This is a genomic window from Rhodococcus sp. ZPP (assembly GCF_017656075.1).
GTDB lineage: Bacteria > Actinomycetota > Actinomycetes > Mycobacteriales > Mycobacteriaceae > Rhodococcus_F > Rhodococcus_F oxybenzonivorans.
In genome coordinates, this window is record NZ_CP058641.1 from 37,107 (window position 1) to 50,200 (window position 13,094).

General features: G+C 66.2%; 8 protein-coding genes and 4 pseudogenes. 3 read left to right on the forward strand and 9 right to left on the reverse strand.

The window, feature by feature from the left end; all coding sequences use genetic code 11:
• The first annotated feature begins 355 nt into the window (after positions 1-355).
• Entirely contained in the window at positions 356-1,105 is a 750-nt protein-coding gene (locus HYG77_RS36865) for a transposase (RefSeq protein ID WP_328799864.1), read from the forward strand.
• Here HYG77_RS36865 and HYG77_RS36870 read toward each other — a convergent pair.
• Positions 1,076-2,125: an IS110 family transposase gene (locus HYG77_RS36870; protein WP_159929424.1), complete on the reverse strand. Its 1,050-nt coding sequence runs from the start codon at positions 2,123-2,125 to the stop codon at positions 1,076-1,078. The two genes, HYG77_RS36865 and HYG77_RS36870, sit on opposite strands and share 30 nt — an antisense overlap.
• A gap of 231 nt (positions 2,126-2,356) precedes the next feature.
• On the opposite strand from HYG77_RS36870, the gene HYG77_RS36875 reads away from it, so the two are divergent.
• The gene (locus HYG77_RS36875) at positions 2,357-2,785 is read left to right on the forward strand and encodes a transposase (RefSeq protein ID WP_328799863.1); all 429 of its coding nucleotides are present in this window, start codon (positions 2,357-2,359) and stop codon (positions 2,783-2,785) included.
• A 129-nt stretch (positions 2,786-2,914) separates the two neighbouring features.
• On the opposite strand, the pseudogene HYG77_RS36880 reads toward HYG77_RS36875, so the two are convergent.
• From HYG77_RS36880 to HYG77_RS36920, 8 genes and pseudogenes are all read right to left on the reverse strand, one after another.
• A pseudogene (locus HYG77_RS36880) lies at positions 2,915-3,371 on the reverse strand (transposase); the annotation flags it as partial.
• 38 nt (positions 3,372-3,409) lie between these two features.
• Entirely contained in the window at positions 3,410-5,842 is a 2,433-nt protein-coding gene (locus HYG77_RS36885) for a site-specific integrase (protein ID WP_236603718.1), read from the reverse strand.
• The gene (locus HYG77_RS36890) at positions 5,839-7,080 is read right to left on the reverse strand and encodes a tyrosine-type recombinase/integrase (protein ID WP_159929423.1); all 1,242 of its coding nucleotides are present in this window, start codon (positions 7,078-7,080) and stop codon (positions 5,839-5,841) included. Before HYG77_RS36890 ends, HYG77_RS36885 begins: the two co-directional genes overlap by 4 nt.
• Before the next feature lie 58 nt (positions 7,081-7,138).
• A pseudogene (locus HYG77_RS36895) lies at positions 7,139-7,291 on the reverse strand (transposase); the annotation flags it as partial.
• Between the two features lie 48 nt (positions 7,292-7,339).
• Complete coding sequence (locus tag HYG77_RS36900; RefSeq protein WP_244461510.1) at positions 7,340-8,389, reverse strand: integrase; 1,050 nt, start codon at positions 8,387-8,389, stop codon at positions 7,340-7,342.
• 563 nt (positions 8,390-8,952) lie between these two features.
• Positions 8,953-9,270, reverse strand: coding sequence for a helix-turn-helix transcriptional regulator (locus HYG77_RS36905; RefSeq protein WP_208964141.1), 318 nt, complete (start codon positions 9,268-9,270; stop codon positions 8,953-8,955).
• Between the two features lie 2 nt (positions 9,271-9,272).
• Positions 9,273-10,323 (reverse strand): annotated as a pseudogene (locus tag HYG77_RS40385) (tyrosine-type recombinase/integrase).
• A 143-nt stretch (positions 10,324-10,466) separates the two neighbouring features.
• A pseudogene (locus HYG77_RS36920) lies at positions 10,467-11,164 on the reverse strand (transposase); the annotation flags it as partial.
• Between the two features lie 293 nt (positions 11,165-11,457).
• Here HYG77_RS36920 and HYG77_RS36925 point away from each other — a divergent pair.
• On the forward strand, positions 11,458-12,747 hold the full coding sequence (locus HYG77_RS36925; RefSeq protein ID WP_159929422.1) for an IS110 family transposase: 1,290 nt from the start codon (positions 11,458-11,460) through the stop codon (positions 12,745-12,747).
• Positions 12,748-13,094 lie beyond the last annotated feature (347 nt).

Sequence of the window (13,094 nt, forward strand, 5' to 3'; positions counted from 1 at the left end):
TAGCCCGCGAATGAGCCTGGCGCCGGGGCCCGACCTGGAAGGGTCACGCACTGTTGCTTCGAGCACGCCGGTCAGAATTTCGGTTCCCTTGACCGAGGCCCCCGGGCGGCCCCCGTGAGATGTGTGGACTCGATGGGAGGACAAGTGCAGTGAGAGCGAAACCGATACACGGACCGACGCCGGAAGAAATTCCCGACGCCGATCACGAGCTGGTGATCGAGCGGGTGTGTGCCATCGACGTGGCCAAGGCGTCGGGCAAGGTGTGCGTGCGGACCCCGCGGCAGCGTCGACGGGTCAGCAAGGTGTGGGACGTGGAGGCCACCACCGGTGCGGGCACCGACCTCGCCGAACAGCTGTGGAGTTGGAGATCGAGAAGGTCACCGTCGAGTCCACCTCCGATTGCTGGCGGATCTGGTACTACCTGCTCGAAGCGGCCGGGCTGGACGTGCAGCTGGTCAACGCCCGCGACGTGAAGAACGTGCCCGGGCGGCCCAAAACCGACAAGCTCGACTCGGTGTGGCTGGCCAAGCTCACCGAGAAGGGGCTGCTGCGGCCCTCGTTCGTGCCGCCGGCACCGATCCGGCGGCTGCGGGACTACACCCGGCTGCGGGTCGATCTCACCCGGGAACGCACCCGCTACTGGCAGCCGCTCGAGAAACTGCTCGAGAACGCGTTGATCAAGGTGTCGACCGTGGCGTCCACCCTGGACACGCTGTCGGCACGGGACATGATCGAGGCGTTGATCGCGGGCAAGCGTGATCCGCGGCGGCTCGCCGACCTGGCCCGGGGCCGCCGGATGAAGACCAAACGACCGGCACTGATCAAGGCGCTCCACGGCCGCTTCGACGACCACCACGGCGAACTGGCCCGGATGCTGCTCGATCAGATCGACACGCTGTCCGGCCAGATCGGCACCCCCACCACCCACATCGACCACCTGCTGGCGCAGGCCGACGCCGACGGCGGCGTCGTGACCGACGAAACCGCGGCCACCGGGCCGAGCACGGTCGAACGCCTCGCCGAAATCCCCGGCATCGGCCGGGCCGGGGCGCAGAGCATCCTCGATGCTTCTATGTCAAGCCGCCGCCGAAAGTGGTCCTTGTGAACGGTTTTCGATTGAAGATTCGTTGGTGCGCAGGACCTGAAACACCCGGTCGGAAACACGTCGGCGGAGCAGGCGCACGGCCTCCCGCTTCGTCTTTCCCGCCGCCTGCAGCTTGGCCACGTAGTCCTTACCCGGGCCGCCGCGCGCGACCTGCGTAGTGGCGATCGCGTGCAGCGCGGAGTTCACGGCACGGTTGCCACCGCGATTGAGGCGGACCCGCTCGTGGGCCGACCAGACCGGGATCGGAGCGGTGCCGTTGAACTTCGCGTAAGCATCTTTCGAGGGAAACCGTCGAGCGTCGGCCGTTTCGCCGATGATGACGGCGGCGGAGAGAACCCCGCACCCGGGTATCGCGAGTAGCGACGGCGCGATCCGCCGAACCCGGTCACGGATCTGGCGCTCGAGATCGTTGACCTGCTCGGTCACCTGCCGGCACCGGTCGAGGAGATCGCCCGCGATCTGGGCGACCACACCGGTGAACGCAGTCAACCGTTCGGCGAGCTCATCCATGACGCAGTACCGCCGAATCCCCCGCACGGGAATCACCAGTTCAGGATCCAGCTCGTGAAGGTGCCAGCGAAGCCTGTTGACGAGTTTCGTTCTCTCACAAACCAAATTGCGTCGGTGATCGGACAGGAGCTTGACCTCCCTGGTGGGTTCGTCCAGTTGGGCGATCGGCAGATTCTCCTCACGCAGCGCGGCCATCGCCACGGCGTGCGCGTCGATGGGGTCGGATTTTCCCGGCTGGCGGGCGCTACGCCGATGCAGGGCCATCAACTGGGTCTTGACGCGCACGACCGCGTGGCCCCGGCGCAGCAGATCCGATTCGAGCCGCCGAGTCACGTGGCGGCAGTCCTCGAGCGCGAACTGCACCTGCGGCCACTGAGCGGCCCACTCGATCGCCGACAGATGACCCTCGGTGGTGGCCTTGACGGTCCGCTGCCCGACCTGACGGCCGATGTCGTCGACAGCGACAAGTGTGTGGGTGGATTTGTGGGCGTCGACTCCGATCACGAACACTGGCGACTCCAATCCGGTTGATGGGCTATTGGGCGTCGGATCGGTGCGTTCGCGGGCAGGCCTCAATCGGGCATTAGCGGCAGGCTTCTATCAGGCCACACGAACGACCCTCCGGGCCGGGTGGGACCGCACATCAGGACAAGCCACCAGCCCGCGAGCCGGGGCAGCGAAATAGCGAACGAATCCCACCGGACCTCTCCAGGATGACATTGAGCCGAAATAGGCCTGGACATGACCCAGTTCCCCACCGCCGCGCACCTGGTCTCGTGGGCGAAACTCCGCCCGCGCACCGTCCAGTCCGGGCCCGTCACCCGCGGCGGCAAGACCGGCAAGGGCAACCCGTACCTCAAGGGCGCACTCGGCGAGGCCGCCGCCGTGGCCGCCAAAACCGACACCTTCCTCGGCGAACGCTACCGACGCCTTCTCAAACACCGTGGCAAGCTTAAGCTCTGGTCGCGGTCGCCCGTTCCCTCCTCGTCATCGTCTGGCACCTGCTCACCGACCCGTTTGCCCGCTTCTGCGACCTCGGCGCCGACTATCACACCAGCCGCATCAACACCGAACGCAGGATGCGTAACCACATCGCCCGACTCACCGCAATGGGCTACCACGTCACCCTCGAACCCGCCGCATAGCCAAATACACCGTCTTACAACATGACCCGGCTCCGCAAGCTCCGCCGGGTGCTGTCGCCTGCCCACTCACCACGTTATTTTCGGGTCAGCTCCGGGGTCCCCTGCCGGGGAGGGACTATCAGTTATTCGGTGGATCTGGATCTGGCACATCGGTTTAGTTCTCACTTGGGGTGAGCCGGCCTTCGAACGTGATCGCGAATGCGTTCAGTGCCGGCTTCCATCTCACTGCCCATCGTGCTCTGCCCTTCCCGGTCGGGTCCAGTGCCCGGGTCGCGAGATATAGACACTTGAGCGCCGATTGGTCCGTCGGGAAGTGCCCGCGTGCCCGGATCGCCCGCCGGTACCGGGCATTGAGGCTCTCGATGGCATTCGTCGAGCAGATGACTCGCCTGATCTCGACGTCGTTAGTCGAGGAAGGGAATAAACTCCGCCCAGGCGTTCTGCCAGAGCCGGATGATCGCCGGATACCGCGAGCCCCACTTGCCGGTGAACTCGTCGAACCGCTCCCGCGCCGCAGCTTCGTTGGCAGCGGTATAGATCGGTCGCAGATCCCGTGACATCTCCTCCCAATATCTTCGGGACGCGTACCGAAACGTGTTACGGAGCAGATGTTCTCTGAACTACGACCGTTTTGCTTGGGATCTGTTCGTCATCGGACCGTTCGGCCGACGAGGTGGGAGAAGTGGGGTAGTCCAAGGTGGACGGTAGCTGCGCGGGTGGTGAGTTCGCCGAGTTGTGCGAGTTTGTGTTCGGCTCCGGCGAGGCTGATGCGGAGTCCGTCGACTTCGCCGAGCCAGCCTTCGCGGTGGGCTTCGTCGATACGGGCGAGCAGGTTGTCGCGGACCTCGGTGAGTCGGCCGCGTTGCTGGGGGTCCGGTCGCAGTAGCGAGCAGCGCAGACAGGAGTGCTCATGAATGCAGGGCGTGTTGTATGCGCGCCCGCAGGTTCCGAGGGCGACCTTGCGGTGCTCGAAATGCCCAAGGAACTCGTTCCATTCGGCGTCGGTGGGAGTGCGGTATTCCTCGCCGGGCCGCAGGGCGCGGCGGCGGGCAAGGAAGGCGCGGTGGCCGGTGATGACTTCTTCGGGGTAGACGGCCTTGTAGCCCATGGTGGTGTTGATGTCGCGGTGGCCGACGACGAGTTGGGCGATGTGAGGTGGCATGCCGTTCATGATGGCGTCGGTGATGAAGATCCGGCGGAAGTCGTGCGGCAGGAACCGCAGTGGTTGCCCGGTGGTGTCGGTGAGAGCGGTTTTGACCAGCGCCGCGTTGAGCAGTCGGCGGACGGCCGGTGGGGTGATGGGGCGGCGTTCGCCGCCGTAGTGCCGCTGGAAGAGCAGCGGGATCGTCGGGTTCCAGACCTTCTCATGGTAGTCGTAGGCGGCGACCAGCGGAACCGCGCCGTCGTCGCCGCGGACACGGCAGACGATGGCCGATAGGACGTCGGCGAGCTCGGGGCTGATGACCAACAGCCGTTCGCAGTCGGTCTTCGACGGCGCGACGTGCAGTAGCGGGATGAGCTCTCCGGTAGCGGGCAGGGTGTATTGGACGAAGCTGTGGTGGCTGAGCTCGCAGAGTTCTTCAATGCGCAGCCCGGTGTGGTGGAGCACTTCAACTACTGCCCATGCCCAGAACGCTTGGTGTTCTTGGAAAGTCAAGTCGAGTCGGGGCCCGCCGGTAGGATCCTCGGACCAGATCTTCGCGCCACCGTCGCGGGCGGCCAGGAAGCTGCGGCGCAGGGTCTGCCCGGCTGCGGTGAACGTGTCGCCGGGGCGAGCAGCTTGGGCTGCGTGGAGCAACTCTGCTGCCTGGCGTCGCTCGGTGTTGACGGCGGCGACAAGGTTGGGCAGGACAGGAAGTCGTTCGCGGGTGCGCTGATCCATGCGGGATTTGCGCTGCCGCAGGGTTTTCGTCCGCGACATTTCGTCGCTGCGGATCGGGCACGGCGCTGCCCACGGACCCCATCGTGTGGGTTCTTCCATCGCCCATTGCGCGATATCCAGATAGAACGCCCGGACCATCGCTAGGGTGGACAGGCCCGACTCCCGGGTGAGGACGCGCTGCTTCCAGGCCGCGGCGACCTCGGGGGCCAGTCGCGGCGAGTCGATGCCCGGGTTGTGGTGTTCGAGGTCGGCCCAGAACAATTTGCCCAGGGTTCCGGCCAGTCGTTGCAGGGTCACGTAGTCGACAGTGGATTGGCGTTCGCGCAGGTAGTCGACCAGCAGGTCTCGGACGGGGCGGCATGCTATGCCGTATCGGTCGATCAGCTGTTCGACGCTGACCTGCCCGGTGGTGCCGAACACCCGCACCGTGGACGGAGCGTCTGCGCCGAGGACGCCGATGGTGCGCAGCAAGTGATAGAAATAGCCGCTGGTGGTGGTCTTGCCGCCCCCGATCCGCTGGATGGCCTGCAGCAACTCGAGGCAGTCGCCGACGGTGATGTCGGCGACTGTGCCGCCCTTGGCGGCCATGATGACCGCGATCCGACACTGCGCCCTCGTCTTCGTGGAGCGCCCGGCCGGGTCAGCGTCGCAGGCTGCGCGCAAGGCCGCCCACCCGTGCGGATCACGCGCCTGCTCCAGACGCATGGCCAGGTTTTTCGGCGTTCTGGGGCTCATCAACCAGTCCACCGGGGGCCGCAGCACGTCCGCGCAGATCAACGAGGCGGTGCCGATGGCTATCATATTGATGCCGTTCTTGACGGTTGTCGGTTCTGGTCGCGTGCTCGACCACCAGTGCGCTGCAGCGTGTTTCCAGCCCTGGTTATCCGCAGGCGCCTCAATACTGTCGAGGAACCGTTCCTGCCAGGTGACGCCGGCGAACTCGGTCAGCCAATCCAGCACCGCCAGCAGACCACGGTGATGTCGTGACTGCTCGTGCCGGTCGGCGTCGAGCAGCGGCTGCGCAAGTGCCCGCGCAAGCACCTCGCCCCGTGAGTCCCGTGTCGCGTCCCAACTCACCGGCAGCGGTCGCGGTGGGAACTGGTGCAGCAGCTGAGGGACCGTCTGCAGACTCGACGGCTTATAGCGTGGATCGGGCAGGGCTCTGGTCGGCGGCGGTGCGGCGATGAACGGCTCGATCACCGGACGCCTCTGCCGAACAGCACGTCCAGCGACTCGGGTCGGTATCGCTGGGTTGACGTGTCGTCGCCGGCACGTTGTTGGTCGTCTGGGTTCGCGCGGCGGACGTGGTGGGCCAGCACCGAGGCGATCACGTCTTCCGGGACGGGGTTGGTATAGATCTGCGTCGTGGTCAGCGACGCGTGGCCGAGCACCCACTGGACATCGGTGATCGGCATCGAGGGATCACGCGCCATCCGATAGGCAGCGGTGTGACGGAGGTCGTGCAGCGTCCAATTCGCGTCCAGCAGCGCGTTGACCCGAGTGAACATGCGATGGGCCGCGTGGTAGGTCAACGGCCGAAAGGGCTTGCGCAGCGTCCACCACAACGGGTCATCGCCTCCGGCGGACACCAGGCCGTGCATCTGCTGCTGGTAGAGCCTCAACCACACGAATGCGTCAGGTGATGCGGGAACCTGCTGCAGCACCCGTGATCCCTTGCGCACCACAGTGATCAGCTGTCGCCCCGTGTCGGCGTCGGCTCTCTTGCAGCCCAGCAGCTCCGACGCGCGGGTACCGGTGGAGACCCAGAACGCAACCAACGCCCGATCGCGATGCGATCCCAGTCGCACGAACAGCTCATCGAAGCACGAATCCGGAATGCTGCGCGGGATTCGGGGCACCAGCCGCGGTCGATACTGCCCCGAGCGTTCACGCCGATACGGCTCCATCGGATTATGATGCGCATTCGCGCGACCATCCCGGCTTCGCCCCCGCGACAACGGGAACGGGTTGATCATCGGTCCGCTGCCAGTTTCTCGATGGAACTCGTAGAAGCTGCGCAGCACCGTTTCCGAATGCGCTCGGGTCGAGGACGCGTACTTGCGTCCCGGACCGACCTTGCCGGTCACAGGGTTTGGTTTCGGCTCCGGCGCGCGCTCTCGCCGACTCGGCTTGTCAAACGATCGAATCCAGATGCTGAAGTCCCGGGCTTCGACCTGGGTCGCCTCGTTCCACGGCACCTCGACTGCCCACAGAAACCGGAACCAGCGCAGCAAGGCCATCCCATACGACCGCTGCGTCGCCGCCGATCGGCCCGCTGCGCTCAAGTCGCTGAAGAATGCGGTCACTGCTGCGACCGGCGCTCCGTCCGGATCAAGCAGCCGCCACGGCTGCCACCCCTCGCCGGTCTCCATCAGTGAACCCCGGCGACCCACCACCAGCGCGGCCAGATCCCGCGGACTGCCATCGGATTCGATCATGGCAACGAACCGTATCCGCACCGGCCATGACCTGCAAGAACTCCGGCGGTAGTTCAGTCAATAGGTGAATGACACAGGTCTGGACAATCGTTCGATCCCACACCGCGGTGATCGCGTCCGGCAGACCCTTCAATCCGTCACACACCACGATGCACACATCGGCGACACCCCGATGCTTGAGCTCGGTGAGGACGGCGAGCCAAAACTTCGCGAAAGCGCACATGTTCGCGCGAACGTGTGCGAGGTGGCGCCTGAACTGTCACGGGTTCGCCAGGCGGGCGGTGTCGACGTGGTCGAAGAGGTAGGCGATGACGGCCTCGTTGGTCATGCCGTAAGCGGCGGCGACGAGTTTGGCGTCGACCGTGCCGACGAGGTCGACCAGCCGGGTGGAGCGCAGGATTCTGGGTTGGATATCGACCGCGCGCAGGGTGTGCTTGACGTAGCTGTCGGAGGCGGCCGTGCGGGTGGCCTTGGTCTGCATGGTGATCAGCACATGGGGGTTACTGCTGCTCAGGTTCCGCCGGTGCTGCAGGCAGCGGTGCAGCGCGGTCCAGGTCCACGGGTCCAACGGAGTGGGCTGCGGTCGACGCCCCAGCCTGATGCGGCGCTGGTCATGGTCGATGTCGTCGTCGGTGAGGTGCTGCAGGTCCTGGGTGGTCGCGCCGTGCAGGAGGGCGGCCAGCCCGACGAACGCCTCGTGCGGGTGCACGTCGGGGTCGGTGCTCCATCGCCGGAACAATTCGCGCTGGCGGTCGACGGGAAGCGTCGGTCCGCGGAATGCCATGGTCTGCGGCGCTTGCACCCCTGCGGTGGGGTCGATGAGCAGCAACCGTCGGCGCAGCGCGTAGCGGCAGAACTGCCGCACTCCGGTCAGATAGAAGGAGCGCCGGCGGGGATGCGCGTGCAGGAACGCTTCGACGTCGCCGACATCGACGACGGCCCAGTCGGTTTTGCCGCGGCGGGTGGTCAGAAACTCGGTGAAGTCGCGCAGGGCGGTCAAGCGCGCTTCGAGCGTGGCGTGCCCGCGGGGCTGGGTGCCGGTGCGGCGGGCGCGGTCGCGGCCGGCGACCAGGTGCTCGGCGAATCCGGCCACGGCTGGTTGCAGGGGTGCGGGGACCGCGTCGATGCGGGACTGTCGGCGGACGGCGGCGCGGCGTTCGTCCCGGTCCGGCGGCAGAGCCAGCTTGCTCGTGGTGAGGAAGTCCTCGAGGGCCCGCGCGAGGGGCACATCGGTGGCGACAGCGTCCAGTAGTACCTGCGGATGCACCGGGGCATCGTTGGTCAGGTGCTTGCCGAGTCGGGTGAGCATGGCGCACGCGCGGCTGGGGTGATGGCGGCCGATCAGGTAGGCGGCGAAGGCACACAGCCAGCCTGGCGGAGTATTCAGTGTTTCAGCAAGATTGGCCGCGCGGACGGCAATCCTGTGTGGCGAGCGTTCCCAACAGTATCGGCACCGCCCGGCACCGTAGAGCCGGGTGACCCGGCCGCAGTCGACGCAGGCCGCATCCGGATTTGGTGGCCGGCCCGGATGTGAACACGGGCCGCACCAGCCGGTGTCGGATCGCAAGATCCTGCGTTTGCTGCAGCGTGGGCAGTCGGCTCGATCGGCGTCTCGCCGTTGACGTCGGAGACATTCCTTGCACAGGTCACGGTCGACGAACAACACCGGGGCCTGGCACTGTCGGCAGGTGCGCGAGCAGCGCACGCAACGACCGGTGCCCGGCTGCAGCACCCGGTCGGCACCGCAGCCTGGGCAACGATGTTTGGCCGGAGCGTGCGAGGCCGCCCAGTGGCAGCGTGCACACAGGTCCCGATCGGGTTTGCCGACCGCGCGACCGCAGCGGCGGCAGTCCCGGATCCGGCGGGTCATGCTCAGATCGGCGGCATCGACCGGCCTCGCCGCGACGCCTGTGTGTCGTTCGCCGCGATCTTGGCCGGGTTCGACGAGATCGGTTGTGCGACTGGGGTGGTATCGATGTCGAACAGGTCGTTCGGTGTGCAGTCCAAGGCGGTGCACAGCGCGATCAGGGTGGTCAGCTTGAGTTGGCTGGGTTGTTTGGTGAACAACGCCGACACCGACGCCGAGGACAGTTCTAATCCGGCCTTCTCGGCGAGCAACCGTTGCAGCTGGGTGCCGGTCCAGACCTCGCGTTGAGCGGCGGCCATCCGGAGTTTCCACCTGATCTGCATGCTCACTCCTGTCCGGTCAACTCGGTCAGCGTCGACGAGATCGCGCGCTGGTAGGCGTCTTCGATGAACGTTTCCGACGGGCGCACGTACCGCATGGTCGACGCGACCGTCCAGTGGCCTAGGAGTTGTTGGATAGCAACGAGATCCACTCCTCGCTCGTAGTTGTGGGTGGCGCAGGCACGGCGCATCGCGTGCGGGCTGAACCACTCCGCTTCCGGCCGTCCTTCCACACCCATCAGGTGCCGCAGCCGGTTGCGGATCGTGGCCGCGGCCATCCGGCCGCCGGACTCGTCGCACAGCAATACCGAGCTGTCCGGGAACCGGCCACGCACGTCATTGAGATACCAACGCAGAACCAGATCCAGCCCGTCCAACATCGGCACCCACCGGGGCCGGGGCCCGGATCCCTGGCGCCCTTCCCGAACCGCACATGCAGCTTGCCGAACGTGCCGCGCCCGAAGTGCACGTCACCGCGGTCGAGCATCACGACCTCCTCGGCGCGCAGCCCGGCGTGATACAGCGTGCGGAACAACGCATAGTCCCGGGCGGCCGGGCCGTACTTGCGGGCGGTCGCAATCCGCGCCTTGAGGAACTCGAAGAACGCCGCCACCCGCTCCGGCGCCGGCGGCGCCTCCGCGGCCGGTGCGTCGTCGCTGACGTGGCGCGCGGCGTTGAACTCGTCCAGCGGACAGGCCAGCCGCACCCCGAACGCTGCCTCGATCTCCGCCGCTTTGCGGACCTCGAGAACCGGTGAAACCCCTTGAACACTTGCAGATAGTTCCGCCGCGTCGACACCGCCCGGCCCGAGCTGGCCAGCTCGCCCACCACCCGGTCGACATCGGCGGCGGTCACCTCCCACACCGGCCGACCCAGCCCCGCGAGCATCCGCTCCAGCACACCGACATCGTTCGCGATCGTCGAGTCCGCGAACCCACGCACGGTCCACGACGCGACGAACGCCTCCACGCATTCGGCCTGGAACCGCAGCGGATCTCGCGTCGCCACGACCGGCGCGACCTCGCCCGGGATCACCCGCAGTCGCCCGTCACCCACCGCACACCTTCCTCACACCTGGGGTTTCATGGCAGTACCTTAACTTGCGGGCTTACACCTCGAAGATCAACGACACGCCGATCAGTGGGAAAACCTCAGGCAGCAGCACGAAACTCCGGAAAGGAACCTGTGCGCGTTCCATATCCCTCACCACCGTCACCGGCCCATAGTCCCAGGATGTCGCGTTCCCCGTTCACGGTGACGCCGATCGCGACATAGATCGGCCGGTTGGTGACCTGACCGTCCCGGACCTTGACATGGATGGCGTCGATGAAGATCACCGGGTACACCGGGTCCAGGGGCCGGACGGACCATTCGGCCATCTCCGCGAGAACTTTGTCGGTGGGGGTACCTCCCTGCACGCAGTGCTCGGGGGAATCTTGCTGATCGTCTCCCTCGACACCGAGGCGCCGTAGACGTCGTCGAAATGGGCGGCGATCTCGCCTGTGGTGAGGCCTTTCGATGAGAGCGACAAGATGATCTCGTCGACACCGGTGAGCCGTCTCTGTCGTTTCTTGACGATCTGTGGATCGAACGAGGCATCGGTATCACGGGGTACTTGGATTTCGACCGGTCCGATCTCCGTCAGCACCGTTTTCGCTCGTCTGCCGTTGCGGGAGTTCCCTCCGTTCCTCCCTTCGACCTGGTGTTTTTCGTAGCCGAGGTGCTCTTCCATCTCTGCTTCGAGGGCGGTTTCGAGCACGTTCGCTGTGAGTTGGTTGAGTAGTCCGTTCGGTCCGACCAGTTCCACGCCGTCCGCCTTGGCCTGCGCCAGCAGTTGCTGCGCCAACTTCTGGTGATCGATCTTCGTCTGATCCATAGGATCGAGTGTCTCGGTCATGATTCCGCCTTCCCGCCAAGCAAAGCTCGGCGTGTCGGCCAGACTCAGATCAACCGATTACCGGACAGTCCCGCCGGGGACGCCGCGCATGCGGGAAAATCGGTGCGGCCGCTCGGCTAGGTCGGTGTCTTCTTGGCGCGGATGAGCCCGTCGGTCAGCTTGATCCTGGGAGCCGTGTTGTGGGGCCGCGCAATGTCGCTACGAGCACGAGGGTCCGACTCACACCCGATCCCTGTCGGCTCCTGCGGGCGGCCACCGCCAGTGTTGGTTCACGATTCGAGGATGTGAGGTCAATGGAAGAGGTCGACGAGGTCGAGTTGCACGTGGAGCGGATCGCGGCGCTGGATTTGGGCAAGGCCGCACTGGTGGCGTGTGTGCGGGTGCCGCACCGGTCGAGGCCGGGCCGGCGGATGCAGGAGGTGCGCGAGTACCCGACCACGACCGCCGAGCTGCTGGCGATGGCGGTGTGGTTTCGGCAGTGGGGGGTGGAGCGGGTGGTGATGGAGGCCACCGGCGACTACTGGAAGGGCGTGTACTACCTGCTCGAGGCCGAGGGCTTCGAGTGTTGGCTGGTCAACGCCCGGGAAGTGAAGAACACCCCGGGTAGGGCCAAGACGGACAAGCTCGACGCCGTCTGGTTGGCGAAGGTAGCCGAGCGGGGCATGTGCCGCCCGTCGTTGGTGCACCCGCCCGAGATCCGGCGGCTGCGGGATCTGACCCGGTACCGGCGGGCCCTGGTCGGCGACCGCAGCCGGGAGCGGCAGCGGGTGGAGAAGCTGCTCGAGGACGCCCAGATCAAGATCGGCACGGTGCTCACCGACATCCACGGCGTCTCCGGCCGCGCGATGATGGAAGCGCTCGTCGCCGGGCGGCGAGACCCGCACTCGCTGGCCACGCTGGCCAAGGGGCGGGCCAGGGTGAAGACCGTCCAACTGCAGGAGGCGCTGCGCGGGTTCTTCACCGACCACCACGCGACCATGCTGCGGATGATGCTGGACAACACCGACCGCATCAGTGCCCAGATCACCGAACTCGACAGCCAGATCGAGGTGGCGATCGCCCCTTTCTCCGGGCAGGCGGCGCGGCTGTGCGACCTGCCCGGGGTCGACGCGATCGCGGCCGCCGAACTGATCGGTGAGATCGGCGTCGATATGAGGCGCTTCCCGACCCCGCGGCATCTGGTGTCGTGGGCCAAGTCCTGCCCCCAGGTGCACGAGTCGGCGGGCAGGTCCAAACAGAAAGGCCGCGGCAAGGGCAACCCGTGGATCGCCGGCACCGTCGGGCGGATCGTGTTCAGCCTGTCCCGCACCGACACCTTCCTCGGTGAACGCTACCGGCGGCTGGCCAAACGCCGCGGCAAGCCCAAAGCGGTCGTGGCCACCGGCAACAGCGCGCTCATCGCCGCCTGGCACCTGCTGTCCGACCCCACCGCGCGGTTCACCGATCTCGGGCCCGGCCACTTCCAATCGCGGATCAACGCCGAGCGCCGAGCCCGCAGCCTGGCCACCCAGCTGCAAGCGCTCACCGGCCAGAAGATCACCATCCGCGACGGCAAGGCACTCATCGACGACACCGCCGCCTAACCGAAGCCAACACCGCCACAATAAAACCCGGCTCCACAAGCTACGCCGGGTCACCGACGTACGCCCGTGGTGAAGGGGATTTTCGGGTCAGTCAACGAATCAGACTTCGCGCGCATCTTGACGTGAGGCAATAGGGAGGGCACCCCCCGACACCACATGGCACGTTCCAGTTTCTGACCACTCCCCCGTTCGCGGATTTGATCCGTGCAGAAGTCTTCTGTCTCTCCGCCGGTCAGAAGTGTTGTGCACCAGGTACGACTTGTCGCTGTCGTGCAGTCTGCCGTTACGAAGAGGTGGCGGAGAGATACCGATAGAAGATTGCTCGTCCAATCTCCTCGATCACACCT